This window comes from Streptomyces sp. SP18BB07 (assembly GCF_036322545.1).
Lineage (GTDB): Bacteria > Actinomycetota > Actinomycetes > Streptomycetales > Streptomycetaceae > Streptomyces > Streptomyces deccanensis.
Genome location: NZ_JAQYWT010000342.1, coordinates 436,928 through 461,668 on the forward strand (window position 1 = coordinate 436,928; position 24,741 = coordinate 461,668).

24 protein-coding genes are annotated in these 24,741 nt (G+C 70.8%); 10 read left to right on the forward strand and 14 right to left on the reverse strand.

Features of this window, described 5'->3' with window-relative positions; all coding sequences use genetic code 11:
• Nucleotides 1-139: 139 nt before the first annotated feature.
• Entirely contained in the window at nt 140-553 is a 414-nt protein-coding gene (locus PUR53_RS33110; protein WP_329910691.1) for a pyridoxamine 5'-phosphate oxidase family protein, read from the forward strand.
• Nucleotides 554-752: 199 nt separating this feature from the next.
• Here the strand turns inward: PUR53_RS33110 and PUR53_RS33115 are convergent, their stop codons facing one another.
• Nucleotides 753-1,088, reverse strand: coding sequence for a hypothetical protein (locus tag PUR53_RS33115; RefSeq protein ID WP_329910692.1), 336 nt, complete (start codon nt 1,086-1,088; stop codon nt 753-755).
• A gap of 317 nt (nt 1,089-1,405) precedes the next feature.
• On the opposite strand from PUR53_RS33115, the gene PUR53_RS33120 reads away from it, so the two are divergent.
• The 3 genes from PUR53_RS33120 to PUR53_RS33130 all read left to right on the forward strand — a co-directional run bounded on the left by PUR53_RS33120 (nt 1,406) and on the right by PUR53_RS33130 (nt 4,099).
• Nucleotides 1,406-2,416, forward strand: coding sequence for a helix-turn-helix transcriptional regulator (locus tag PUR53_RS33120; protein ID WP_329910693.1), 1,011 nt, complete (start codon nt 1,406-1,408; stop codon nt 2,414-2,416).
• A gap of 5 nt (nt 2,417-2,421) precedes the next feature.
• Entirely contained in the window at nt 2,422-3,426 is a 1,005-nt protein-coding gene (locus tag PUR53_RS33125; protein ID WP_329910695.1) for a helix-turn-helix transcriptional regulator, read from the forward strand.
• Between the two features lie 106 nt (nt 3,427-3,532).
• Nucleotides 3,533-4,099: a helix-turn-helix transcriptional regulator gene (locus PUR53_RS33130; protein WP_329910696.1), complete on the forward strand. Its 567-nt coding sequence runs from the start codon at nt 3,533-3,535 to the stop codon at nt 4,097-4,099.
• Here the strand turns inward: PUR53_RS33130 and PUR53_RS33135 are convergent.
• On the reverse strand, nt 4,056-5,114 hold the full coding sequence (locus PUR53_RS33135) for a helix-turn-helix transcriptional regulator (protein WP_329910698.1): 1,059 nt from the start codon (nt 5,112-5,114) through the stop codon (nt 4,056-4,058). The genes PUR53_RS33130 and PUR53_RS33135 overlap by 44 nt on opposite strands.
• Nucleotides 5,115-5,501: 387 nt before the next feature.
• Here PUR53_RS33135 and PUR53_RS33140 point away from each other — a divergent pair, with 387 nt between their 5' ends.
• Genes PUR53_RS33140 through PUR53_RS33150 form a run of 3 tightly spaced genes read left to right on the forward strand, consistent with a single transcriptional unit; the run spans nt 5,502 to nt 8,853 of the window.
• Nucleotides 5,502-7,046 carry a circularly permuted type 2 ATP-grasp protein gene (locus PUR53_RS33140; RefSeq protein WP_329910699.1) on the forward strand — a complete coding sequence of 515 codons (1,545 nt, stop codon included), beginning with the start codon at nt 5,502-5,504 and terminating at the stop codon, nt 7,044-7,046.
• A complete protein-coding gene (locus PUR53_RS33145; protein ID WP_329899627.1) occupies nt 7,043-7,978 on the forward strand; it encodes an alpha-E domain-containing protein in 936 nt (311 codons plus the stop codon). The genes PUR53_RS33140 and PUR53_RS33145 overlap by 4 nt, the downstream gene beginning before the upstream one ends.
• 5 nt (nt 7,979-7,983) lie before the next feature.
• On the forward strand, nt 7,984-8,853 hold the full coding sequence (locus PUR53_RS33150; protein ID WP_329910737.1) for a transglutaminase family protein: 870 nt from the start codon (nt 7,984-7,986) through the stop codon (nt 8,851-8,853).
• 78 nt (nt 8,854-8,931) lie between these two features.
• Here PUR53_RS33150 and PUR53_RS33155 read toward each other — a convergent pair whose 3' ends face one another.
• The 12 genes from PUR53_RS33155 to PUR53_RS33210 form a co-directional block, all read right to left on the reverse strand.
• A complete protein-coding gene (locus PUR53_RS33155) occupies nt 8,932-9,474 on the reverse strand; it encodes a hypothetical protein (RefSeq protein WP_329899626.1) in 543 nt (180 codons plus the stop codon).
• Nucleotides 9,475-9,822: 348 nt separating this feature from the next.
• A complete protein-coding gene (locus tag PUR53_RS33160; protein ID WP_329899625.1) occupies nt 9,823-10,980 on the reverse strand; it encodes a sugar ABC transporter substrate-binding protein in 1,158 nt (385 codons plus the stop codon).
• Nucleotides 10,981-11,487: 507 nt separating this feature from the next.
• Nucleotides 11,488-12,657, reverse strand: a complete 1,170-nt coding sequence (locus tag PUR53_RS33165) for a zeta toxin family protein (protein WP_329910700.1) — start codon at nt 12,655-12,657, stop codon at nt 11,488-11,490.
• 107 nt (nt 12,658-12,764) lie between these two features.
• Nucleotides 12,765-13,127, reverse strand: a complete 363-nt coding sequence (locus PUR53_RS33170; RefSeq protein WP_329899623.1) for a hypothetical protein — start codon at nt 13,125-13,127, stop codon at nt 12,765-12,767.
• A gap of 135 nt (nt 13,128-13,262) precedes the next feature.
• Nucleotides 13,263-13,772: a hypothetical protein gene (locus tag PUR53_RS33175; protein WP_329899622.1), complete on the reverse strand. Its 510-nt coding sequence runs from the start codon at nt 13,770-13,772 to the stop codon at nt 13,263-13,265.
• A gap of 65 nt (nt 13,773-13,837) precedes the next feature.
• Nucleotides 13,838-14,632 (reverse strand): hypothetical protein, encoded by a 795-nt coding sequence (locus PUR53_RS33180; protein ID WP_329910701.1) that lies wholly within the window; start codon nt 14,630-14,632, stop codon nt 13,838-13,840.
• A gap of 11 nt (nt 14,633-14,643) precedes the next feature.
• On the reverse strand, nt 14,644-16,374 hold the full coding sequence (locus PUR53_RS33185) for a type IV secretory system conjugative DNA transfer family protein (RefSeq protein ID WP_329910703.1): 1,731 nt from the start codon (nt 16,372-16,374) through the stop codon (nt 14,644-14,646).
• 64 nt (nt 16,375-16,438) lie between these two features.
• Nucleotides 16,439-17,869, reverse strand: a complete 1,431-nt coding sequence (locus tag PUR53_RS33190) for an outer membrane protein assembly factor BamB family protein (RefSeq protein ID WP_329910704.1) — start codon at nt 17,867-17,869, stop codon at nt 16,439-16,441.
• A 63-nt stretch (nt 17,870-17,932) separates the two neighbouring features.
• A complete protein-coding gene (locus tag PUR53_RS33195; protein ID WP_329910706.1) occupies nt 17,933-20,062 on the reverse strand; it encodes a peptidoglycan DD-metalloendopeptidase family protein in 2,130 nt (709 codons plus the stop codon).
• Between the two features lie 7 nt (nt 20,063-20,069).
• Entirely contained in the window at nt 20,070-20,741 is a 672-nt protein-coding gene (locus PUR53_RS33200) for a hypothetical protein (protein WP_329899617.1), read from the reverse strand.
• A 151-nt stretch (nt 20,742-20,892) separates the two neighbouring features.
• Complete coding sequence (locus PUR53_RS33205; protein ID WP_329910708.1) at nt 20,893-21,255, reverse strand: DUF4913 domain-containing protein; 363 nt, start codon at nt 21,253-21,255, stop codon at nt 20,893-20,895.
• Between the two features lie 25 nt (nt 21,256-21,280).
• Nucleotides 21,281-21,811, reverse strand: a complete 531-nt coding sequence (locus PUR53_RS33210) for a hypothetical protein (RefSeq protein ID WP_329910710.1) — start codon at nt 21,809-21,811, stop codon at nt 21,281-21,283.
• A gap of 321 nt (nt 21,812-22,132) precedes the next feature.
• On the opposite strand from PUR53_RS33210, the gene PUR53_RS33215 reads away from it, so the two are divergent.
• From PUR53_RS33215 to PUR53_RS33225, 3 genes are read left to right on the forward strand one after another with little or no spacing between them, the layout of a single operon-like run.
• Nucleotides 22,133-23,824 (forward strand): conjugal transfer protein, encoded by a 1,692-nt coding sequence (locus tag PUR53_RS33215; RefSeq protein WP_329910711.1) that lies wholly within the window; start codon nt 22,133-22,135, stop codon nt 23,822-23,824.
• A 53-nt stretch (nt 23,825-23,877) separates the two neighbouring features.
• A complete protein-coding gene (locus PUR53_RS33220) occupies nt 23,878-24,153 on the forward strand; it encodes a TrbC/VirB2 family protein (RefSeq protein WP_045558205.1) in 276 nt (91 codons plus the stop codon).
• A gap of 41 nt (nt 24,154-24,194) precedes the next feature.
• Entirely contained in the window at nt 24,195-24,677 is a 483-nt protein-coding gene (locus tag PUR53_RS33225) for a hypothetical protein (RefSeq protein WP_329899611.1), read from the forward strand.
• Nucleotides 24,678-24,741: the final 64 nt, after the last annotated feature.

The following is a 24,741-nucleotide window of genomic DNA, read 5'->3' on the forward strand; positions in this document are numbered from 1 at the left end:
TTCGCGTTTCCCTCCTTGCGTCAGCCGTTGCGTCGGTCGTCGGTGACAGTGACAGTGACAGTGACTTGGGCAACGTACACAAAGTTGAGTCTATTCCACTCAAGGTGGAGCCGGGAGTGTTCCCGCTAGATTCCAGGACGTGAGCACATACCGAGTGGATCCGGGTGATCCCGACGCCGCGTATCTCGCCTTCTGGCAGGAGCGCCATCTCTGCACCCTCACCACCCTCCGCGCCGACGGCAGCCCCCACGTGGTGCCGGTCGGGGTTACATACGAGCCCGGGGCGCGCCTCGCTCGGGTGATCACCAGCTCGACGAGCGCGAAGGCGCGGCATGTGCGCCTGGCCGGGGAGGAGGGCGCCCGGGTCGCCGTGTGCCAGATGGAGGGCAAGCGCTGGGCCACGCTGGAGGGGCGCGCGTTCGTCCGTACGGACCGCGAGCGGATCGCGGACGCCGAGCGGCGCTACGCCGAGCGGTACGGCAGGCAGCCGCGGGAGAACCCGCTGCGCGTGGTGATCGAGATCGAGCTGACGAGGGCGCTGGGGCGCGGCTGACGGGCGGCGGACGGACGGTGACCGCCCGCTTCCGGTTGGCCTTTTTCAGGACAGCTGAGCGGGCGGCGGGCCTGTGCCGATATCCGGGGACATCCTGAAATGTCCCCCGAACCTGCAGCGGCGTCACCGTGTTCAGGTCACGGTGACGCCGCTGCTGGGGGGAAGCGCCTGAGCGATTTGAAACGACGGGGGAATCGCTTCAGGCACTGCGGGGGGTGGCTGAGACGGCCGTGGAGGCCGGGGCCTCCGGCTCGGCGAGCCGGTGGTCGCGCTGGTCGAGATTGACGAAGACCATCCCGTACCGAACGGCACACCGTACTGGCTGCGGCGCGCCGCGCGGTCGCCGCAGACACCGGTACGCCCGGATGTCCTCGTCCTCGTCCCGGGTCACCACCACCGGTTCGCCGAACACGGTCACCATCAACGAGTCACCGCTGTGGGGGATGGCGGTGGCCAGGTCGATGAAGTGCCAGCCGGAGCGATAGGCGGTCGCCATCTCGCGCCGGAAGGAACGGTCGTCGGGAGGAGTCGTCATCGGTCAGCCCCAGCTACTGTCGGCCGGCAGCGCGGGCGTCACACCCCAGCTGCTGTCGCTCTCGTCGCTGGCAGCAGCGGAAATGTGCACCGAACCCCGGCTACCGTCGGTCCGGTCATCACCCTTCGCACCAGCAAGGCCACTCAGAGTCCCGAAGGCCACAACGGCGGAGAAGGCGGCGACAAGCACCGAGCGAAGCATTCTGTTACGCATAGTCGGCTTCGTCCTCACTTGAAGGTCCCCTCTTCCCCCGTCGGATACGACGATGGCGCATTCGGGCACGTCATGGCCACACAATCGATGCATCATGTTCCTGCATGTTCAGGACCCTGGGGGGTGGAGATTTGGTGATAAATGGGATTAACGCGACACATCCCCATGCGGTGACCGAACTGTGCGAGGAGGGCAGCCGTGTCTACTCCACCGCCCTGCGCGCAGGGCGCATAGCGCGCGTCGATGTCGAAGCCGCCCCCTGTCTGATGGAGTTCGGACTGCTGCACCCCGACATCGACGACGTGAATTGGCTACGTCCCGTTCCACCCTCGGTCGCACTGGCTCAACGGCTCAACCCCATCGAGCAGGAGATCACCGACCGCAGACGGCTCTCCATCCAGTTGGCCGACGCATTCGAGCCGTTCATGGCCATGAGCGCCCAGGCGACCGCCGCCACCCACGCGATCACGGTGCTGGAGGGGCTCGACCGCATCAACGCGGCCCTCGACCTGGCCACGGTCCAATGCCGGGTGGAAATGCTCACGGTGCAACCGAGCGGGCGTCGCCTCGAACACATCCTCAAACAAGGACTCGAACGCGACAGAGCCCTGACGGATCGAGGCGTGCGGATCCGGACCCTCTACCAGCACACGGCCCGGTACAGCCCCGAGACACAGGCCTACGTAGATCAGTTCTCCAACGACAAGGTGGAGTACCGCACCATCGACGAACTCGTCGAGAGACTCATCATCTGCGACGAGACCGTGGCCTTCATCCCGACTCGTGACGACCGGCAAGTGGCGCTGGAACTGCGCCATCCCGGCCTCGTCCGCTACCTGATCAAGGTCTTCGAGTTCATGTGGGGTCGCTCGATCCCACTGAACGCCGGCGCCCCCTATGAGACAGCGCCCGACGGCATCACGGACATCCAGCACTCCATCGCCAAGCTGCTCGTCGAAGGCCACGTGGACGAGGCCATAGCCCGCCGCCTGGGCATGAACGTCCGCACCTGCCGGGCCCACATTGCCAAGCTGGCGACGGCGTTGGGCAGCGGGAGCAGGGCGCAACTCGGCTATCTGATAGCGCAGTCGGGGATTTTGGAGCAGGAGAACTGAACAACATGGGACAGGGGTTGCACAACGTCACCGAGGGGCACGATCACGGGCCGGCGGAGCTGTGTGAGGCGGGTCTGGCCCTGTACGGGCGGGCGCTACGCGAAGAGAGGGTCCCGGTGGAGGACTCCGCTCACTCTCCCTGCCTGCTCCGCTTAGGGCTCCTGCGTCCGGATGACCACGATCCCCGGTGGCTACGTCCGCTGGCGCCGGCCCTGGCACTCCCTCGGCTGCTGCAAGAAAGCGCCCGGGACATCGCCAGGCGACGGCTCGAGGAGGCTCGACTGACAGAGGCGTTCGAACCGTTGCTGGCTCTCGACAGCCATTCCGCATCGGTTGCGGACGTTCCTGGCATCGGCCTGCTCACCGGCTTCGACCGGATCAACGAGGCTATCGGCCTGGCCATGGACGAAGCCCATGAAGAACTGCTCACCATCCAGCCCGGGGGCAGACGCTCCGCCGTGCGTCTGCGCGATGTGGGCCTCCCCCGCGAACAGCGGATGCTCGCCCGGGGCTGCCGCATCCGCACGCTCTACCAGGACACCACACGCCACGACCTCGAAGTCGTCGCCCACTTCGAACGGCTGGTGGGCGATGTCCAGGTCCGTACCCTCAGCGAGGTCACGAAGCGCCTTCTGATCGTCGACAGGGCCGTGGCCTTCGTCCCCGCCGGTGAGGACCGGACACACGCTCTGGAGATCCGCCACCCCGGCTTGGTCTCCTTCCTCGCCACGGTCTTCGACCGCTTCTGGAACCTGGCCACCCCCATGTACCCCGAAGCCGTCCGGATCCCGCCCACCGACGGCATCACCCCGCGCCAGCGCGCCATAGCCCATCTGCTCGTAGACGGCCACACCGACACCGTCATCGCCCAACGCCTCGGCCTCAACATCCGAACCGCCCGCACCCATATCGCCAGGCTCGCCGCCACCCTCGGCAGCGAGAGCCGCGCCCAACTCGGCTATCGCATAGCCGAGTCGGGCATTCTCAAGCAGGAGGACACGGACCAGTGAGCACGGAAGGACACCGGGCCCACACGGTGGACGACCCGTGCGAGGCCGGCGCTGACCGTGCGAGGCCGGCGCCGAGGTGTACGCGCGCGCCCTGCGGGAGGGACGGGTGCGCGATGCGGATGCCGAGGCCGTGCCCTGTCTGATCGATAACGGACTGCTGCACCCCGTGATCGGGGACCCGTCCTGGCTGGAGCCGGCAGCCCCAGCGACCGCCCTGCACAGACTGCTGCGCGACATCGAGGACAGGGTTGCTGAGGAACGGCGCCGTGAGGCGCGGTTGGTGACAGCCTTCGAGCCACCGCTGCGAATCGCGGAGCGGCTGACCGCCCCGGGGGGGCAGCCCCCTGTAATCAGCGCCCGTATCCGCACCCTCCATCCGCACACGCTCCGCCACGCTCCCATGGCCATCGCCCGCTACGAACAGTCGCGGGGCGACGTCAAGGCCCGCACCCTCGACGAAGTCACCCGAGTCACCCCTCGGCAACGCGCCATTGCCCGCCTCCTCGTCCTGGGTCACACCGACACCGCCATAGCAGACCGTCTCGGTCGCAACGTCCGTACCGCCCGCCTCGACATCGCCAGGCTCGCCGCCCAGCTCGGCAGTGAGAGCCGGGCGCAACTGGGCTATCTCATCGGGCAGTCGGGGATTCTGGAGCGGGGAGAGGAACCGTAGGGGAGGGCATGGCGGGAAGGTCGTCCGGGGCCGAGCGTGGGGGGCCGTCGAGGCCCGCCTCCGCGATGCGGACGCCCAGTTGCGTGCGGCTGGCTGCGCCGAGGCGTTCGGAGAGGCGGGCAATGTGGGCGCGGCAGGTGCGCACGCTGATGCCGAGCCGCTCCGCGACCACCGCGTCCTGGTGGCCCTCCGCCAGCAGCGCGGCGATGGACCGTTCCCGGTGGGTGATGCCGGCGACACCGGTCGAGGGGAGGGACGCGGCCAGCGGCACCCCGAGGCGCCACAGGCGTTCGAAGACCGTGACCAGGTACTCCACCAGCGCGGGGTGGCGGATCTCCAGGGCCATGGTGCGGTCGGAGTTCGCGGGGATGAAGGCGACCGTGCGGTCGAAGACGATGAGGCGTTCCACGACCTCGTCGAGGGTGCGGGCCTCCGCCGACTCCCCCATCAGCTCCATGTAGTTGTGCAGGCCCTGCCCGTGCCGGGCCACATGCGTGTACAGGTCCCGCATCCGCACACCCCGCCGGCACATCGCCAGCGCCCGGTGCAGCCCCTCGCGCAGCTCGTCCTCGCGCCGGATGCCGCCGGGCTGCACGGTCAGCACCTCGGTCGTACAGCGGTCGGTGGCCTCGTCGATCGCCGCGCGGATCCGGGACAGTCCGTCGAGCACCCGGATCGCCGTGCTCTCCGCCGCGTGCCGGGCCCGGGAGCCACCGAGGCCCGCGTACCACTCGACGGCGTCCACCGCCGCGCCCATCCGGGCCTGACTGGCGCTGACCTCGGCGTGGACACTGCGCAGCAGCCGGGTCATGACCTCCTGCGGCGAGGTGGGCACCAGCCAGCCCATGTCGTCGGGGTCGGGGTGCAGCAGGGCGAGTTCGAGCAGACAGGGAACGGGGTCGGCGTCCGCGCGCGGGACCCGGCCCCGCCGTACGGCTCGGGAGTACACGCGGTCCCCGGCCGCGCAGAGCCGGTCGGCACCGTGCGGATGCTCCTCGGTCGCGTGCCCGGCCATCGCCCAATTCACCCCCGGTTCCAGCCCCCCTCGCAGCGCAACTATGCGCGGCCCGCACCGGCTCCGCAACACGGCTGCGTCATGGTTATGCCCCCTTGGGAGGGGTTGTGTTCGTGTTTCTCCACCCCTCAGGCAGTGCGCTCTGCAACAAACTGAAGTCGACGACGGAAGCACCCCGCGCACGACTCGGTCCGGCACGCCCGCGCTGCGCCGGGTCCGTCACGCCCGCGCTGCGCCGGGCCTGTTGCGCCCCCGCGCGGCCGCACCGCGCATCCCCCGCCCGGCCGTACTTCAAACCCTCCGTTTCCGCAGGTCGTGGCCGTCTCCGCAAGACGGCGGAAACGCTCCGGTGATCGCGGCGTTACGGAGCGCGCTTACCGTCGGGCCATGGCGGACATATTTGACGCGTACGCGTTGGCCGACGCGTGGGACGAGATGTTCGAGCGGCCGGGTGAGGTCAGGGCCGCCTACGAACCGGTGCTGGCGGCGCTCCAGCCGATCGAGCCGGCCGAACTGCGGTTCAGGGCGGACCAGATGGCCCGCGCGTTCACCGACCGGGGCGTCACGTACGCCTTCGCGGGCGAGGAGAGACCCTGGCCGCTGGATCTGGTGCCGCGCATCCTGGACGCCCTGGAGTGGGATCTGATCCAGCGCGGAGTGGCCCAGCGTGTACGCGCGCTGGAGGCGTACCTCGCCGACGCGTACGGGCCCTGCCGGGCCTTCGAGGACGGCGTGGTGCCCTGGCGGCTGCTCCTCAACTCCGCCCATTTCCACCGGGCCGCGCACGGCGTGGAGCCCCCGGGAGGGGTCCGTATCCATGTCGCCGGCATCGACCTCGTACGGGACGAGGCGGGCGACTTCCGGGTGCTGGAGGACAACGTCCGGGTGCCGTCCGGGGTCTCGTATGTCATCGAGAACCGGCGCGCGATGACCCGGGTCTTCCCGTCGCTCTTCGCCGAGCAGCACGTGGTGCCGGTGGACGGGTACGCGCAGCGGCTGCTCGCCGCGCTGCGGGCCGCCGCGCCCGGCGGGATCGGCGACCCGCGCGTCGTCGTCCTCACCCCCGGCCCCAGCAACGCCGCCTACTTCGAACACGCCCTGCTGGCCCGGCTGATGGGCGTGCAGTTGGTGGAGGGACACGATCTCGTCTGCCGGGGCAATCGGGTGTGGATGCGGACGACCCGCGGGGAGATGCCGGTCCATGTCGTATACCGGCGCCTGGACGACGACTTCCTCGATCCCCTCCACTTCCGGCCCGACTCGGTGATCGGCTGCCCCGGCATCATGGGCGCCGCGATGGCGGGGAACGTGACGCTGGCGAACGCGGTCGGCAACGGCATCGCGGACGACAAGCTCCTCTACACCTACGTCCCGGACCTCATCCGCTACTACCTCTCCGAGGAACCGATTCTCCCGAATGTGGAGTCCTTCCGACCGGACGAGCCCGGACAGCTGGAGGCGGTCCTCGACCAGCTCGACCAGCTGGTGATCAAGCCGGTCGACGGGGCCGGCGGGCAGGGCATCGTCATCGGGCCGAAGGCGGACCGGGAGACGCTGGAGCGCACCCGGCAGGCCGTGGCGGCCGATCCGCGCGGCTGGATCGCGCAGCGGCCGGTCGCCCTGTCCACCTCCCCCACCCTCGCCGGTGAACGGATGGCCCCGCGCCACATCGACCTGCGGCCCTTCGCCGTCAACGACGGAAACGACGTGTGGGTCCTGCCGGGCGGGCTGACCCGGGTCGCCCTCCAGGAGGGCAACCTCATCGTCAACTCCAGCCAGGGCGGCGGCTCCAAGGACACCTGGGTGCTCACCGAGGGCCCCGCCGAGCAGCGCCCCGAGGAGCCCGGCGGCCCGCTCCCGCAGAAGGCACCGCGCCAGCTCGGACCCGACGGCAGGCATGTGGTCGCCCAGGAAGGGGCGCAGCAGCAGTGAACGACGTGATCCTCTCCCGGATAGCCGAGGCCCTGACCTGGACGGGACGGTACGTGGAACGGGCCGACGCGACCGGCCGCATCCTCGACGCCTACCTCCACCGCCTCCTCGAAGACCCCTGGCGCGACGAGGACGCGGCCTGCCGCTCGCTCTACGCGATCCTCGGCGTCGACGCGCCCGACCACCACTGCGACATGCAGCAGGTGCTGGACCGGCTGGCCTTCGACGCCCGCTCGACGGGGTCGATCGAGGGTGCGCTCGGGGCGGCGCGGCTGAACGCCCGCAGCGCCCGCGAGGCGGTGTCGTCGGAGATGTGGGAGTGCCTGAACTCCACCTGGCACGCGCTCGCCGACCAGCGCACGGCCGCGCGCCGCACGGGCGGCCCGTACGCGTATCTGGAGCTGGTACGGCGTCGCGCGGCGCTCTTCTTCGGGCTCGCGGACTCCACGATGAGCCGGGACGACAGCTGGCGTTTCGTGGTCCTCGGCCGCAGCCTGGAGCGGGTGGACATGACGGTGCGGCTGCTGTCGGTACGGGTGCTGGACGCGGCGCACGCGCCGGACTGGCCGACCCTGCTGAGCGCGAGCGGCGCCGACGAGGCGTACGCGCGGCTGCACGGCGGCTTCGGCGACAGCCCCAAGGTGGCGGAGTTCCTGCTCCTGGACCGCGACTTCCCGCGCTCGGCGCTGCACGCCCTCACCACGGCGGAGGAGTGCCTGTCGGCGCTCGGCCGCCCCCGCCAGGACCCGGCCCGGCGTCCGATCGGCGCCCTGCGCACCCACCTCGAATACCTCGACTCCGAGTCGCTGGAGGCCGGGCTGCCGGCGCTGCTGCGCGACCTCCAGCAGGCGTGCATGGCCTCGGCGGAGGCGGTCGCCGAGAAGTTCTTCCCGTACCAGGGCCCCGTCGAGTGGGCCCAGGAAGGCGCGTGAGCACGATGAACCCGCCCGCAACGGCTCCCCGGGCGACCCGGCGCCTGCGCATCCGGCACACCACCCGCGTCGCGTACGCCCAGCCCGCGGCCTCCTCCCACAACGAGGTCCGCATGACGCCGCTGACGCTGCCCGGCCAGACGACCCTGGACGCCCGGGTCCTGGTCAACCCCTCCACGCCCACCTGGTCGTACTGGGACTACTGGGGCACCCAGGTCACCGGCTTCGACCTCATCGAGCCGCACTCCGATCTGACGATCACCGCGACGAGCCTGGTGGAGACGTCCCCGCCCGAGCCGCTGCCGGACGCGCCGGATTGGGCGGAGATCCGCCGGGCGAGCGCCGACTCCCGGCTCCTGGAGTACCTGACGGCGACGGGCCGTACGACGCTGCCGCGGGACCTGGTGGACCGGGCCCGGGAGGCGTCGGAGGGGCTCTCCGCGCACGGGACGGCGGTGGCGGTCTCGGCCCTGGTCGCCGACCGTGTCGCGTACGTGCCGGGCGCGACCGGTGTGCACACCAGCGCGGCCGAGGCGTGGGAGCAGGGGGCCGGCGTCTGCCAGGACATCGCCCACCTCACCCTCGGCATGCTCCGCGCCCTCGGCCTGCCCACCCGCTATGTCTCCGGCTACCTCCACCCGGAACGCGAGGCCGAACTCCACCGCCCCGTCGCCGGCCAGAGCCACGCCTGGATCGAGTACTGGGCAGGCGACTGGACCGGCTACGACCCCACCAACCGCGTCCCCGCCGACGAGTCCCACGTCATCGTCGGCCGAGGCCGCGACTACGACGACGTGACCCCTCACAAGGGCATCTACCGGGGGGTGGCAGGAGGCCCTCCGGAGGTGACGATCGAGTTCACGCGGGTGGCTTGAGGGGGGACGGGGGCGGGTGCGTGGGGGCTGCGGGCGACCGCCGGAGGAGTGAGTGGCGGAGAGGCTCGACGAGGCGGCTCAGTACTCCTCCTCCGGCTCCTCGCGGGCGTAGTCGGTCAGGACGCAGCCGGCCTCGCCCTCGTCCTGTCGGTAGGTGCTCGGTATCTCGACGCCCGGATCGCAGACGAGGTAGAGCAGGCCCGCGTCGAGGAGGGTCTTGGCGGTCTCGTCGTCGTCGGCGTCGACGGCGAAGTTCATGCCGACCATCAGGCCGGCGTCATTCACGATGTCGGACTTCACCACGTCCTTCTGGAAGTCACCCATGCTGCCGAAGTGCACGAAGTCCATGTCGGTGTTCTCGCTGACGTCGCACTCGCCCGCGCTGTCGACCGCATAGCTGATCTCGGCACGGAATTCCTGCAGGTCGTCACCCACGTAGTAGTCGGTGTCCTCACACCCGACGTGCTCGTCCAGGAAGCCCGCGACCGCCGTCGCGTCCTTGGCCATGGGAAGCATCTCGCCGTCCCCACCACAGGCGGAGACCGTGAGGGTGAGCAGCAGGGCACAGGCGGACGCGGCCAGGACGGCAGGCGTACGGGGGGTGGGTGCGTGGGTGCGCAAGGAAGGTCCTCTGAGGATCTGAGTGAGCGGAGCGTGGGGGTGGGGGGGACGGCGCTCAGGAGACCGGCGAGGGCGTGGAGGCCCTGCCGGTGGGCCGCGTGGCGACAGGCGCCGTAGCGGCGCGGCCCGCGGCGGCGGTGCGCTCACGTGGCATGCGGGTGTTCCCGTTGCTCTGAGGCATGCGACAGTCGTCCCCCGTGATCACGACATGACAAGGCGTAACCCTAGACCATGGAGATCATCCGCCCGCCACAGTGGTGCGGCCCGGCGGGTCCACCGCGCGGCCGAGTGCCGACGGTGGCCCTGCCGGGCCGTGGGAGTGCGGGGGAGCCCCGCAGGGCTCGGTCGTTACTTCAGGTTGACCGCGTCGCACTCGGACTTGTAGGCGGCGGTGCAGATCTGCTTGACGGTGTAGATGTCGTCGGCGACGACCGTGTCCTGGATGTTGTTCTTGGTGAGCGCGACCGGGGGCACCAGCTGGGCCGGGATGTTCTTGGTGGTCGGTGAGTCGACGCTGTCCTTGGCGAGGGCGTCGAACTCGATGGAGCGGCCCTGGACCTTGGCGACGGCCATCTCGGCGGCGGCCGCCGCCTGCGTCGGGAACGACTTGTACACGGTCATGTACTGGTCGCCCGCGAGGATCCGCTGCACCGCGTCCAGGTCCGCGTCCTGCCCGGTGACCGGCGGCACCTTGGCCACACCGGCGGTCTTCAGCACGTCGATGACGGCGCCGGCGATACCGTCGTTGGCCGCGTAGACGGCGTCGATGTTGTCGACACCGAGCTTGGCGACCGCCTGCTCCATGTTGACCTTGGCGACCTTCGGGTCCCAGTCCTTGGTGTCGTACGACTCGGAGATCGTCACCTTGTCCTGGAGCTCGGAGAGCGCGCCGTCCTTGAACATGGCCGCGTTCGGGTCGGCGGGCGACCCGTTCATCATGACGATCTTGTTGGCGGCGCTGTCACCCAGGTTCTCGACCAGCGAGCGGCCCTGCACCTGCCCGACGAGCTCGTTGTCGAAGGAGACGTAGCCGTCGATCGGTCCCTCGGCCAGCCGGTCGTAGGCGATGACGGGGATACCCGCGTCGTCCGCCTTCTGCACGGCGGGCGCGACGGCCTTGGAGTCCACGGCGTCGACGATGATGATGTCGACCTTGTCCGCGACCATCTGCTCGATCTGGCTGTTCTGGGTCTCCGGGTCCTTGTCCGCGTTGGCGTACCGGGTCACGCCCTTGTTGTCGGTCAGCTCGGCGATCTTCTTCTTGATGTTCGGGTAGTCGAACTGCTCGTACCGCTTGGTCTCCTTGTCGGGGAACAGCACACCCACCGTGATGTCGTCGCCCTTCGTGGGGCTCGCCTCCGCGCTGTCGCCGATGTCCGAGACCCCGCAGGAGGCGAGGGAGACGGCCGCCGCCGAGGCGACGAGGGCGGTGGCGGTACGGCGCAGAGCGGCGGTACGACGACGTATACGGGTGCTGGGGGTGGTGCTGGTGGTACGGGCGTTCACATCAAGGGCCTTCCGGGCGTGGGTGCATCAAAGCGACCCAGGTGGCTGAAAGCCAACGCGGTGATCACCTCAGCGTCAAGGACCAATCACTTAACGAGATGACAACAGCCTTGTGTGGTCTCGGTGTGAAGAGGGTAAAGCAAGGGGCCCTCGGTGTCGCCGCGCGCCCTTTACCCAACGCGGGCCGACGGCTCCCGCGGGACGCCCTTGATCGCCAATGTCCGGCGTGCGGACCGGTGTTGGGGGAGCCGGGGTTGCGCGGAGGGCGGGGCGAGGGTGGCTGCGGAGGGCGGCAGGTCAGGGCGGTGGGTGCGTGGGGCGGGGGTGGGCGTGGTGGGGGGCTGGTGCGACGGGGATCACGACCGGCGTCCGCTGCGGTGGTCCGCTTCGCGCGGCGGCGGGGTGCGGGGGAGGGTGGCGGACCTCACGGGGAGGGGACGGGCCCCGGGGACGGGCTCCAGGGACGCACCTCGTGGGGGCCGTCCCCCTACCTTCCGTTACCTGCCGTCACCTGCCGCGCCGATTGGGGTCGGGGCCGGGCGGCCCCTGCGGGGGCGTCACCGCCCGACCGGAGGCCGGCCGGGGCCCCTGCCCCGGGGGCTGGGCCTGTCCCGGGATGGCGGGGCCGCCGGAGCGGGGCGTGCTGCGGGAGCGCGCGGCGGCGGCCGAGGGTGAGGGTGGGGGTGAGGGGGAGGTGCCGGGAGAGGTGGCCGTCGGCTGGGTCGCCTGCGGAGATGGCGGAGGTGTCGGCGGGGTCGGCGGTGTCGGCGGTGTCGGCGACGGTGCCGATGGTGGCGTGGAGGGCAGCTGGGCCGCGGCGGTCGGGGGCAGGAGGGGGCGGGCCTGGTCCTCGATGCGGGTGAGTCGGTCCGGCCATTCCGGGCCCAGGGCCCGGGCGCTCTCGCGCAGCCGCAGCTGCGTGGTGACGAAGGAGTCGCTCTCGGCCGCCGTCCATGGGCGGGCCCGTTCCGTGGCGAGGGCCTGGCGCAGCTCCGGCGGGCCGGCCCAGTTGCCGGTGCCGTCGAGGGAGTTGCTGTAACGGGGCTTGCTCTCGCCCCGCCGGTAGACGCTCGCGAGGTCGGCGAGGGCGCCCCGGTCGACACGGTCGGCGAGTTCGAGGATGCCGGCGTAGGACTCGTCGGCGTTGGACTGCACGGTCAGCCGCCCCTGCCCCCGGTCGGCGAGCTGCTCGAAGTACCGGTTGACGATGCCCTGGTTGCTCATCGCCTGCGGCACGCCCATGAAGAGGGCCTCGACGCGCGCGCCGGCGTCGCGGTAGGCCCGCATCTTCTCCTCCACGGCCGCCGCGTTCTGCGAGGTCTCCTGGATGATCGCGTGCAGGCCGTGCTCGCGGACGTACGCCTCGGCCTGGGCCATCCAGGCCCGACCGTCGGCGCGGGTGTAGGCGGCCATCAGGGTGTCGTCCTCGGCCATGAGCCGGGCGTACGCGGGGTGGTACGGCTTGTAGAGGTCGCTGTCGACGTCCGCGAAGCCGCCGTGCCGGTTGAGGGCGCCGGCGACCATCTCGGTGACCCGGCTCTTGCCGGCGCCGGGCTGGCCGACCAGGAACACCACGGTGGGCGTCTCCTGCCCGACGCGGCCCGCGAGGAGGTCGGGGACGATCCGCTCACGGAAGATCCGCCGGTTCTCGGCGTCGGAGAGCCGGTGCCGCTCCACTTCGGCGGGGTCGATCGCGCGCGTGGGTGGGCTGGGTGGACTGGGTGGACTGGGTGGGCCGGGCCGGGGTGATGACGCGCCGGGCTGCTGGGGAGAGGCCGGGTCGGTCACGTGAGGTCCGCCAGGACCTCACGGGCCAGCTGGGCGTAGCGCGAGCGGGCTGCGGCGATCTGCTCCCGGTCGGCCGAACGCAGCCGCTCCCGCTCCTTCGCCAGCCGCCCCTGCGCGGCGCGCGCGGCCTCGATGACGGCGGGGTCGGGGGCGTCCTTGGCCTCCTCGGCCGCGATCCTCGCGCTGTACGCGCCGACCGCGCCGTTCACGGCCTCGATCGCCGCCTCGTACGCCGCGGTCTCCTCGTTGGACCAGTCGTGCGGCTCCAGATCGTGGGTGACCGAAATGCCTTTGCCGCGTGCGGTGTTCCGTGGAGCGGGGTTCTGCGGAGTGTCCTGTGGGGTGTCCCGTGCGGTCATGCGTCCCTCCGGTGTCCCGGTGTCCAGTGGTCATTGTGGGGGACGGCGGACGAGGGCGACCGGGTTCCCGGGAGCTGGGAGACGGAAGACGGAAGACGGGGGCGGCGCAAGGGACACAGGTCCGCCCCCGGCGGCTCAGTCCTCGGGCGCCGCCCACGCCCGCAGCAGGGCCTCGCGCTGCTCGCGTCGCGGCGTGCCCTCGGCGGCGTGGGCGCGGCCCCAGCGCGCGAGGGTCTCGACGTCCGCCGTGCCCGCCACGAGGCGGTCCAGCAGGGCGACGGAGAGGTCGTACTCGGACTGCACGTATCCGCCGAGGGCCGCGGCCGACTGCGCGTTGAGCTCGACGGTCCTGTCGACGGTCTCCAGGTGCACCTCGAACGCGGCCGCGGCCTCCCCGTAGCCCGCGACGGCGTTGGTCACGAGGTCGACGGCCGTGGTGGCGAGCAGCCGGGCGCTGGACCGGATCCGTACGTACCGCACGGTGGCCGACCGGATCTCCGACCAGCCCCACACCGCGCTCTGCCCGGTCCCCAGCCCTTCCACCCAGTCCCGCGTCAGCCGCACCCCGGGCCCGAACCCCTCCGGCTGCGCCCCCACGTACACGCCACCGTCCTCGGCGATCCAGAACAGCCCGACCATGGCCATGAGTTCCTCCCCAACCGGCGACGTACGCGTTTCCCCTGGTGAGACGTCGCCCCACGGCAAACGGTTCAGCGGCCGAGGGCGGTCCGCAGCGTCACCCCGTGACGGACGCGCAGACGCCGTACCTCCCACACGGACAGGGCGGTCACGGTGAGGGGGCCGCCGAGGAGGAAGGAGTAGATCACGGCGGGCGGGGCGGCCACGTCGGGGGTGTCGGAGTAGCTGAGGGCGAAGAGCGACCAGACCAGCAGGGGCGACAGGAGAGCGGGCAGCAGTTCGTGCACGTCGGCGGTGCGGAAGCAGGTGTTCAGCGCCATGAACGTGACCAGCAGCGTGGTGACGAGGGAGACGAGCAGGACGATGACACAGGCGATGGCGCCCACGACCAGCAGTGCCAGCATGATCAGACCGGTGATCGCCGTGCCGGCCAGCTCACCGAAGAGCCCGAGCGTGAGATCGAACCGGCCGATGTCGGCGCTGGAGACGATGTCACCGCGCAGCCCCAGGACCGCGAGCCAGCACAGGCCGATCCCGCCGACGATGAGCCCGATCACGGTCAACGGCCCGACGAGGCGCCGCGTGTAGAGACCCCCCAGCGGTGGCCGTGCCGCGAGGATGAAGATCGTGACTCCGACGGCCCCGGCGCCCAGCATGATGGCGCAGCCCAGCGCCAGGTTCCCCAGCTTGTCCAGGACGAACTCCTCACGCCCCTTCCGCAGCGGATAGGCCATCACCAGCCACACGCCGGCCAGCAGCCCCAGCACCGTACGGGCGCGCTGGAGCCAGGTGATGACCGGGTCCCTGATGAGGTCGGGCCGGTTCGGAACGGTCAGCGCGAGCGCACCGCCCAAGGCGATGCCCACGACCTCCCCCATCAGCGCGCCCCGGGGTCGTACTTGCGCAGCGACTCCTGGACCTCGCGGGCGTACGGGCCCTCCCACCACGGGATGGTCTCGACGAGGACGGGCTTGGTGCCGGAGGCGAGGACGAGGGCGCGGCCCGGGGGCATGGCGCCCAGGTCGGAGACGCCGAGGACGCGTTGGCGGCTGACGGACTCGCTGACCGTGCGGTTGCCGCTCCAGCCGCCGAACTCCGACTCCCGGCTCGCCTGGTACTCGCGCTGGTCGTACTCACCGGCCAGCTCGCTGAGGTCGCCCAGGAAGCGGGTGTCGGAGACGCCGCCGCCGTAGACGCGGATGTTGGCGGCCGACCACAGCTTCTCCATGCCGCGCTCGCCCCACACCTCGATGCCCTGCGCCCAGGACTGGAGGATGGTCATGAGGATGATGCCGCGCGAGCCGTAGTGGGAGTACAGGTCGGGCAGGGTGCGCCAGCGGCAGACGTTCGCGGCCTCGTCGAGGACGCCGACGAGGGGCAGCGGGAGGCGGCCGCCGCGCTGGGTGGTGGCGTACTCCTCGGCCGCCTCGACGACGGCGACGGTGAGCGCGGTGACGAGCGGCCCGGCGGAGTCGCGGCCCTCGCGGGAGAGGGAGTACAGGGTGCCGCCGGTGCGGACGAAGGCGTGCGGGTCGAACTCGGGCGCGTTCGGGTCGGTCGGCGGGGTCACCCAGCGGTTGACCTCGGGGTTGATCAGGCAGGACGCCATCTGCTGGGCGACGCCGTAGATGCCGCTGCGCTGCTTGTCGGGGGCGGTGAGGACGCCGCTCAGGCCGTCGGCGGCCATGGTGTGGCCCGAGCCGCGCAGGATCCGCTCCGGGGTGTCGTCCTTGGGGTTGGACAGCCAGGTGTAGATCTGGGTGATCGGCATCTTGCCGCAGGCGGCGGCGAGGAGGAGGTTGGCGAGGAGGTCCTGGCCGGCCGGGTCGAAGAAGGCGTCCGTGGAGGCGTTGGCGTCCCGGGAGCCGCTGGCGAAGTGGTCGGCCATCTTGCGGGCCTTGGCCACGTCGGTGACGTACGACAGCGGGTTCCACCACCAGCTCGGCGTCTCGGCGGCGACCTGCTGCGGGTCGAAGACCCAGACGGGGCCGCGTGCGGAACGGGGGCCCCGGGTGGAGTCCACGATGTCCCGCTTGTTGGAGGTGACGAGGACCGCGCCGGGGCCGTCGAGGATGGCGGGGACGGCGCGTCGGGTCGTCTTGCCGGTCCGCGGGCCCCAGATGTCGACGTGCATGTCCTCGTACGAACCGAACAGCGGCTGACGGCCCTTGACGGACCGTCCGATGAAGACACCGGGGGTCTTCGCCTTCACGCCGAGCCGTTCGGCGATGGCGGCCGCGCCCTTCATGGTGAGCTTGCCCAACTCCTCGCCCTTGGCCAGGTGTTGAGCCGCCCCGTCCACCTTGGGCTTCTTCTTGAACCGCTGGACCACGCGGTACGCGGCGGTGCCCAGGATGCCGAGCAGCACGGCCTCACCGGCGGCCACGGCGCTGGCCGGGGACCCCGGCCAGCTGTAGTCGCCCTTGACCATGGCGACGAGGAACGTCAGCGGGTTCGAGGCCGGCGCGGGGGCGTCGGCGAAGGGCGCGCCGATCTTCGCCGCGAGCCAGGCCCCGACGACCCCCAGGAGCACGATCGCGACCACGATGACGATCTCGATCGTCCAGTCGTCCTCGGCGCGGGGCTTCTTCTGCTGTTCTGCGGTCACCCGCGGGTCCGTCCTTTCTGGGGGTGAGGGGCGACGACTGCGGTCGCCCCTGCGCGTTCCGCGTCTACTGCTTCTCTTCCGGGGCGAAGACGAAGAGGTCCGCTCCCGTCAGCACCGCATAACCGTCCGTGGTGAACTGGAGGGGCTCTGCGTCCCCGGTCAGTGGGACACCCTGGTACTCGACGAGGTCAGAGGCCAGGACCTTCTTGGTCTTCAGCTCCAGCGCGGTGATCCCCATGGTGTCGACGGAGGCGTAGAGGACGCCCCCGGCGGTGAGCCCCAGGGGCGTGATGGTGTGCTCGTCCGCCTCCTGCCGCCACAGCTCGGCGCCCGTCTCCGTGTTCCAGGCGACCGCGCCGCCACCGAACTGGGTGACCACGGTGCCGCCGTCCGGAGACAGGACGGTGCTGCCCCAGCCGCGGGAGAGCTCGTCGAGGTCCTGCTCAGGCCCTTCGGCGATCAGCCGGCCGGTCCCGAGATCGACGACGGTCAGGATCTCCTCGTCCACGTCGTCGCCCGGCTGTTCCCAGGCGAGGATGCCCTTGTCGTCGGTGAGCGGCAGGAGACGGGCCTCCAGGTCGCCGGAGTCCTCGACATCGGCGAGGGCGGCCGGGCGGTCGACGTCCCGGAGGTTCCACAACTCCTTGCCGGTGAGGCGGTCGCTGACGGACAGCCGGCTGCCGCTGCCGTCGATCACGGACCAGGTCGAGACGACGCGGTAGCCGAACCCGGCACCCAGCGGTGCCTGTTCGAGGCCCCGGTCACGGACCTCGACGGGAGTGCCGCCGCCGATGGGGGTGTACGTGTCTTTCTTGTACTCCTCCTTCGTGAGCAGATGGCCCGCCTCGACGGTCAGACGGGAGCCGTCCTCACCGCTGAGGGTGGAGCTGCCCAGCTCCTTCCCGGACGGCGCGTACATGGTGTACGTCGTGGTGATCGACGCCTTCTTCAGACCGTCGCCCTCGACCACGTCACCGGACACGACCAGCAGGGCCGGGGAGCCGTCCTTCCACTCGGAGACCTGCATGAACTGGTCCAGGGAAAGGTCGCGGTCGCCCTGCCACTCGGCCGGGACCGTGACGTCGACGGTCCGGCGGACCTCGCCGGTCGCGGGGTCGTAGAGGCGGGCCCGGAAGCGGCTGTCCGTCGCCTCGCCCTCGGAGTGCTCCGACAGGTCCTCGGTCAGGACGACGGCGTCCCCCAGCACACAGGTCTGCGCGTCGAAGTTGACGACCTCGGTCGCGGCGGCCTTGGCCGGGTCGTCGGCGCAGCCCTTGAGGCCGGCACCCTTCAGACTCCATGCCGGTTCCGCGGACAGGCCGGGCAGTTCGTCGCCCTCGTAGGCGGGGCTCGTCCCCTTCGTGGCGGAGGGGGATGCCTTGGGCTTCGCCCTGCCGGTCGCGTCCGTGTCCTGGGGGTCGCCGTCCCCGCCACAGGCGGTGAGAAGGCCGAGGGTCAGAACGGTTCCGACGACCAGACCCGTGCGTATCTTCATCAACTTCCTTGCTCATACGGTGATGGGGAGACCCGGGGCGGAATCCGAGGGCCGCCCCGGGCCCTATGCCTCGGCGTGGCCGTCGCCCTCGACCGGGTTCGTGCCGGCCGGGATCGGTACGCGGTAGACGCCCGTGATCTTGTCCTGGACGTCCCAGGTGCTGAAGGAGACGTTCTTGCCCGGGCGCGGGGCATGGATGATCTTCTTGCTCTTGGGGTCCCAGACGATGCCCACGTGCCCGGACAGGTTGTCGCCCTCCGGCCGGAAGAAGATCAGGTCGCCGGGTTGCGCCTCGGAGAGCGACACCTCGTACTTCTCCAGGCGGGGCTCCTGCACATAGGTGGTGCCACCGATGTCGATCTTCCCGCCGCTGGCCATGTAGTAGGCCCACTGCGTGAAGCTGGAACAGTCGAAGCTGGTGGGGTTCTGCCCCTGCAGCCGCGCCGCACCGAACACGTACGGGACGCCGATGCCACGCTGCGCCCAGCCGAGGACCGCGCGGATCACGGGGTCGTCGGAGTCGGGGAGAACACCGGAGACGCCGGCGCCGTCGGGGGCGACGGCCGTGCCGCTGCCGCCCTTGGCGCAGTCGGCGTACTCGGCGTCGCGGGGTTTGTCGTCGGAGTCCGAGCCGGGGACCGTGCCGTAGTCCGGTTTGGCGGTGACCCGCCCCGCCAGCCACTCCTCGGGGTCGACCATGCCGGGACCCTGGTCCTGGCCGCCGACGAACGGGTTGTCGACGCCCGGGACGAGGACCTCCCAGTGCAGGTGAGGGCCGGTGACGTTGCCGGTCGCGCCGACGGTGCCTATCTGCTGGCCGCGCTTGACGGAGTCGCCGACGGACACGTTGAACGAGGTCTGGTGGGCGTAGAGCGTGATGACACCACCCTCGTGCCGCAGCTTCGTCATGTTCCCGTACGCCCCGCCGGGACCGGCGGCCACGACCTTGCCGTCCGCCGGGGCGTAGATCGGGGTGCCGCTGCGAGCCACCAGGTCGAGGCCGGTGTGGTAGCCGAGGCTCCACATGCCGCCGCTCTTGTGGTACGGCGTGCCGATCGTGTAGGTGCCCCGCTTCATGGGCCACTGCCAGTCCTTGCCGGTGGTGGTCGGCGGCTTGGCGCCGGGGAAGGAGACCGGCGTGACGTTCGTGCCGCTCATGCTGCTCGCGCCGCTCATGCTGCTCGCGACCGTGTGCGCGACCGGCGCCATGGCGGTGACGACTTCCTCGGTCTCGCCCTTCAGCGGCGGGGTCGACCAGGACCGGGGCGAGGTGGCGGCGATGCTGAGGGCCCGGTCCGGCTGGGCGTCGTTGCCGACCGGCTCCGGGATGTCCGACTGCTTGCCCAGGGTGGGGAAGTCGGGGTTCTTCTCGATGGTCTCCTTCAGATGGACGTACCAGCGCTTGATGAGGTCCTTGTCGCCGGTGAGCGCACCCCGGTAGCGGGCGGCCTGGGTGAGAACGACGCGAGGATAGATGGTGTTGGAGGCCAACGAACCGGAGTAGATCTGCAGAGCCTTGAACGGCTGGGTCTCCGCCTTCTTCGCGTGCAGGAAGTTGGCCGCGGCGTACGCCGCGTCGTCGATGTTGTACAGATCCTCTTTGCCGTCGTCGTTGCCGTCGTCGCCGTAGTCCGTCCAGGCGGGCTTGCCGAACTGCAGGATGCCCATGTAACCCAGGGAGTTGGCGCCGCCGGGCGCGGCCGAGGGGTCCTGGCCGTACTTGGTCTCCTGGTACATCTGCCCGGCGATGAGCGTCCAGTCGAGACCGTCGTAGCGGGCGGCGGCGCGCATCGAGGCGAGGATCATCTTCGGCGGTATCTCATTGCGCGCGGTCTCGCTCGGCATGTACATCTTGCCGGCCGGCATGACCGGGTTGGTGGCGGCGGCGTCTCCGGTGTTACCGGCTTCGGCGTTGTCGGCGTAGTCGCCGCAGGCGGCGTTCGTGGCACCGTTGCCGACTCCGCCGAGCATGCTGCCGATGAGCAGCAGGGCGAGACAGATGCCCGCGATGGCGAGGCCTCCGCCGCCGCCGAGGAAGATCCACCACTTGAAGGTGTTCTTCTTCTTGCCCCCGCCGCCCCCGCCGCCGCCCTTCGAGCCACGGGCACTGGCGGCCAACTGGCCGGCTGCCTTGGCGGTCTTGGCTACCTTCGCGGCTTTCGCAGCGGCCGCCAGTACGGCAGGTGCCACCATGGCAGGCTCACTCCCCCGATTCTTCGGAGGCGCCGACGTCCCCGAGGCCGAAGATGTCGAACCCTGAGACCACCCACCTGCCGCGGTCCTCCTGGACGGTCACGAGCCATTCGTTGGACTCCGTGGTCGACTTCCCGCCCGCGGTGACCGTGGAGGTCGCCTTGACCAGGCTGGAGATCGTACGGCCGCTGCCGCGCACCAGATCGTCGGCGATCACCGCGTCACGTACGACGACGGCCGTGCCCTTGGACTCGCACTGCTCCGCCTCGCAGGTCGCCCACGACTTGCCGGAGGGCAACGTGGTCAGCTGCTTCATCCGCGTGTCGTTGGTGGTGAGTTCGAGCAGCGGGGGAACCCAGGTGACCGCGTTGCTGTTGTGGTCGTAGGTGGCGATGCCGGCCATGTACTTCGCCATGACCGTGTGGGCCTCGTCCACTTCGGAGAGCGCGACGATGGGTGTCGCGTCGCCGTCGCCCGGTTCGTCCGAGCCGGAGTCGGCGTCCGCACCGCCGGATCCCGACTTCCCCGCGGACGGCGCCGCGGATGCCGCGTTCTGCCCGCCCGGGTCCTCGTCGTCCCCGTCGAGGAAGATGAACACCGTCAGCGCGGCGACCAGCAGAGCGCCGAGCACCGCCAGTGCCAGCAGTGCCGTGCGCTTGTTCTCGGCAGGCGACTCCACGGTTCCCGCGTCTCCCTCGTGCTGTGCCGGTACGGCGGTCGGGCGCTGACCGGCACACGGTAGGGGGAGGTGGGGGCGGGAGAGGCTCGGCTTTTCCCGGCGGGGAATGCACCGGGAAAGCGCGGCGAGCGTGGGGAAAGGCGGAGGGCTGTCACTCCGGGCGCGGATCCACCGGCAGGGGGTCGAACGGGTACGCCGTGTGCCCGTCCTTGGGCGAACAAGCCGCGAACGGGCCCGAGTCGGCGTCCATCAACACCCGCAGATGAGGGTCGGCGTGATGCAGCCACCACGTCGACATACCGAGGGCCGGGTCCTGGCGCAGGTGTTCCCAGGCCAGCCAGAGCGCGGAGAGGCGGGCGCCGGCCTCGGGGTGCTCCCACCACTTGGGGCACCACGTCGCCGACGAGCCGTTGACACGGCGGCGCACCATCTGGGCGAGGTAGTCGGAGACGAAGACGTAGACGTCCGCGAAGTAGAACTCCGGCTCTCTCGAGTCGGCTTGGACAGCGGTCATCGTTCGACTCCTGCGGGTTGGGCGATCAGGACAGGACGATACCGAGCAGCAACAGCACCACGACGATCGCGCCCATCACGATCCGCGCTGTCGGATCCTCGCGTTCCCACAGGTCGTGGACGAGGGCCCAGCCGGTCAGCCGCGCGGCGCGGCCACCGTGGAGATTGCCGGACTGGTCCTGCTCGTCCTCGTCGCCGTCCTCGGCGTTCGCCGGTGCCGTACCGGGCTCGGCGTCGGGTTCGGGCTCGGCGTCGAACCCGACCGGCAGGCCCTGCTGTTCCTGAGCCACCAGGACGATGGGCTCCAGCAGTTCGGGAATCGTGTTGGGGGTCAGGGGATAGGCGAAGGTGCCGTACGGCGTCTCGACGCACAGCCGTGCCTGCCAGGGGTTGCCCGGCTCGTAGCCGTCGACCCAGGCACGGTCGGCGGGGAAGACCTGAGGCACCGGTACGGCGGCGGGAACGGGTGCCTGCTGGACCGGCGGGGACTGCTGGGGAGTGCCCCAGGTGCCCGGGCCGGGCTGCGGCGGCTGGGGGTGGCCGTTGTGGTCGGTCAACTGTCGTCCTTCGCCGGTCCGTCGGGTCCAGGTAATGCCGGGAACGTCGTGCGTGCGGCGGACGCGCCCAGCGCATTGTGGGCCCAGTGCGGTTCGGGACGACCGAGCGACTTCCCGGCGTGTCCCTGACACTTTTCCCGAACACTTTCCCGAACTCCGCCCTCGCGGGAATTCCCGTCTCCCGGCGAGGAATTCGGCGGCGGCCCGGTGACAGGTCTTTGTCACACTGCCTGCGCACCTGGCTGGGCCAGGGCCCGTCGTGCGGTGCGGTCGTGCCCGCCGAGGCGGACGGGGAACCGACTCGCTGGAGTAACCGACTCGATGACAGACCACAACAGCCCTGCTGGCGCGGTCGGCGGAGGCCAGCCTTCCGGCCAGCCCGGGTCCTTCGGTCCTCCCCAACAACCCCAGCAGCCCCAACAGCAGGCGTGGCAGGCGCAGGGCAACGGTCAGCCCTCGGCCCCGCACCAGGCCCAGCCCCCCGCCCTGCAGCCCTCCCACCCCCAACCGCAGCAGCTTCCCTCCGACGCGGCCCGCGCGCAGGTCGCCGCCGCCTGGGTACGCAACACACCCCAGGCCGGGCAGGCCGCCGTACCGGCGCTGCCGCCGCGCGAGACGCGCCCCGCGAGCGAGTCGAAGAAGGAGAAGCGCGAGCGGGAGCGGGCGGCCCGCAAGGCCGCGTACGAGCAGAAGAAGGCGGCGAAGGAGCAGCGCAAGAAGGGCGGCGCGCCAACTGCCCCCCTCGCGACCGCATCCGCCCCTCCCACGGCTTCGACCGTCGCCCACGCGCCGCAGGCACCCGCCGCCGGCAACCAGACCCTCACCCTCGGAACCCGCTCAGGCGCCCCGGCCACTCCCGCCCCGGCCACCGTCGGCGGAACCACCCCGAGCGCCGCAGGGTCCCGCCCCGCCCGCGACTTCGACGTCCCCAAGCCCGGAGGCCGAGCCCCCGCCGGCGGACGCCGCACGCACGTCGCGCTGCGCGCCACCCTGCTGATCACCACGTGTGTGTTCGCGCTGGGCTCGTGCGGAGTGATGGGGATGGTGGTCGGCGCGTCGTCGGGTTCCGTCACGGCGGGCCTCGACTCCGACGACGCCGCCAAGTACCGCCTCACCGAGTTCCCGACGCAACAGGCGGCGACCTTCGCCGAGCAGTACGCGCTGCTGTGCATGACGTACTCGCCGGAGACGGAGGCGGACCGCCGCGAGAACCTGGCCCGCTACGCCTCCTCCGGCGTCGACTCCGAGTGCGGCTGGAGCGGTGAGGGGTCCAACACCGCCCTGTCCGCCGTCTGGGACGGCACCCTCGAAGAGCTTCCCGAGTACGGCGACCGCGGCCGCTACCTCGGGATCCAGGTCCGTAGCGAGGACGGCTCCCTGACCACGCTCACCGTGCCCGTGTACGTGAAGGACCTCGCGACGGGCGAAGGTCTGCGCGTGGCCGGCGACGTCGGCCAGATGCCGCTGCCCGCCCGCGCCGACGTGCCCGAGATCAGCAAGGACGAGGTCGTCGACGACGAGCTCGCGGCACAGCTCCAGGAGAAGGTGCTGCCGGGCTACTTCGAGGCATGGGGCGCCTCCGACTCCACGGCCATGGCCCGCTTCGCCGCCCCCGGCGCCACACAGGTGGCCACCGCCGGCCTGGCCGGCCGGCTGACGGACCCGACGGTCGACGACGTGGTCGCGCTGGTGCCCAAGAACCTCCAGGGCGCCGATTCGTACAGCTACGGCAACGACCAGGCCGTGCAGCTCCGTGTGAGCGTCACCTGGGCCGACGCCGAGGGCGCGACCGTGCGCCGCGCGTACCGGATGACCGTCGTGAACACGGCGCAGGGCTGGTTCATCAAGGACATCCGCGGCGGTGTGCTCGACGCGGAGGGCGGCCGGGCCGACTCCGCCGAGCAGACCGTGCCGGAGGAGGGCACCGGCGGACCGTCGGCGTCGCCCTCGGGTTCGGCGTCGCCTTCCGGCTCGTCCAAGCCGTCCGGGGACGACAAGCCCCAGAAGCCCTGATCCTCCACGCCCCACCTACATCGCTCGCTCTTCACCACCCGAGAGGAACCACCATGTACCTGGCCGCCGACGGCGATGGAACCAACAAGATGAAGGAGATGTTCGGCGAGGTGCAGTCCATCCTCACCAGCGCCGGCACTCTGGTCGCCGTCATCGCCCTTCTCGTCCTCGGCATCCGCATGCTGATGTCGATGAAGCGGGGCGACGGCATGCGCGAGGCCTTCCAGGGCTTCGGCATGATCGCGCTCGCCGCTCTGGTCATCGGTGGTGCCAGTGGTCTCGCCGGTCTCCTCATCTCGCTCGGCGACCAGATCGGCAACGGTAGCTGACGACCCGTCAGTAGCGCTGTCAACGGGAGGAGTTGGTCGCCATGGCGCAGGAAGCGCCCGAGCCGCTGGTCGCCTACGACCACACCGATCTGGTCAACCGGCCGAAGCGGATCTGGAACTGGGGCAACATTCCCCTCCCGGGCCTGCTGCTGCCGGCGCTGGGTGCGGCCTTCGGCTTCGGGCTGGTGTGGCTCATCGTCATGTTCACCCTGTCCGCGTTCCTCCCCTTCCTCGGCATGTCGATGCTCACGTCGGTCCTCTACTTCGGGCCGCCGTTCGCCGTCTACTTCGTCTGGGGTCGGCCCCTGCCCTCGGCACTCACGCTGAGCCAGCAGCTGGTGGTGTGGACCGACTGGTGGTTCCAGCCCAAGCGGCTGCAGGGGCTCTCCGCCGATCAGGAACCGGAGGAACTGCACTGGCAGGTCATCCTCTGGAACCCCGGAGCACCGCGCTGGCAGGCCCGCTACGAAGACGCCCGCCGGGCCGCCGCCGAACGCGGTACGGCCTTCTCGGCACCCCGCTGAACAGGCCGTACTCCCCCGCTGACCCAACCCCGTACCAAGCCGACTACCGCAGGATGACTCCTCC

Excerpts from the sequence above, each read along its gene's own strand:
- PUR53_RS33115 (WP_329910692.1), bottom strand. The coding sequence starts at position 1,088 with ATGACGACTCCTCCCGACGACCGTTCCTTCCGGCGCGAGATGGCGACC.
- PUR53_RS33120 (WP_329910693.1), top strand. The coding sequence starts at position 1,406 with ATGTTCAGGACCCTGGGGGGTGGAGATTTGGTGATAAATGGGATTAAC.
- PUR53_RS33125 (WP_329910695.1), top strand. The coding sequence starts at position 2,422 with ATGGGACAGGGGTTGCACAACGTCACCGAGGGGCACGATCACGGGCCG.
- PUR53_RS33135 (WP_329910698.1), bottom strand. The coding sequence starts at position 5,114 with ATGGCCGGGCACGCGACCGAGGAGCATCCGCACGGTGCCGACCGGCTC.
- PUR53_RS33140 (WP_329910699.1), top strand. The coding sequence starts at position 5,502 with ATGGCGGACATATTTGACGCGTACGCGTTGGCCGACGCGTGGGACGAG.
- PUR53_RS33150 (WP_329910737.1), top strand. The coding sequence starts at position 7,984 with ATGAACCCGCCCGCAACGGCTCCCCGGGCGACCCGGCGCCTGCGCATC.
- PUR53_RS33170 (WP_329899623.1), bottom strand. The coding sequence starts at position 13,127 with ATGACCGCACGGGACACCCCACAGGACACTCCGCAGAACCCCGCTCCA.
- PUR53_RS33175 (WP_329899622.1), bottom strand. The coding sequence starts at position 13,772 with ATGGCCATGGTCGGGCTGTTCTGGATCGCCGAGGACGGTGGCGTGTAC.
- PUR53_RS33190 (WP_329910704.1), bottom strand. The coding sequence starts at position 17,869 with ATGAAGATACGCACGGGTCTGGTCGTCGGAACCGTTCTGACCCTCGGC.
- PUR53_RS33195 (WP_329910706.1), bottom strand. The coding sequence starts at position 20,062 with ATGGTGGCACCTGCCGTACTGGCGGCCGCTGCGAAAGCCGCGAAGGTA.
- PUR53_RS33205 (WP_329910708.1), bottom strand. The coding sequence starts at position 21,255 with ATGACCGCTGTCCAAGCCGACTCGAGAGAGCCGGAGTTCTACTTCGCG.
- PUR53_RS33215 (WP_329910711.1), top strand. The coding sequence starts at position 22,133 with ATGACAGACCACAACAGCCCTGCTGGCGCGGTCGGCGGAGGCCAGCCT.
- PUR53_RS33220 (WP_045558205.1), top strand. The coding sequence starts at position 23,878 with ATGTACCTGGCCGCCGACGGCGATGGAACCAACAAGATGAAGGAGATG.
- PUR53_RS33225 (WP_329899611.1), top strand. The coding sequence starts at position 24,195 with ATGGCGCAGGAAGCGCCCGAGCCGCTGGTCGCCTACGACCACACCGAT.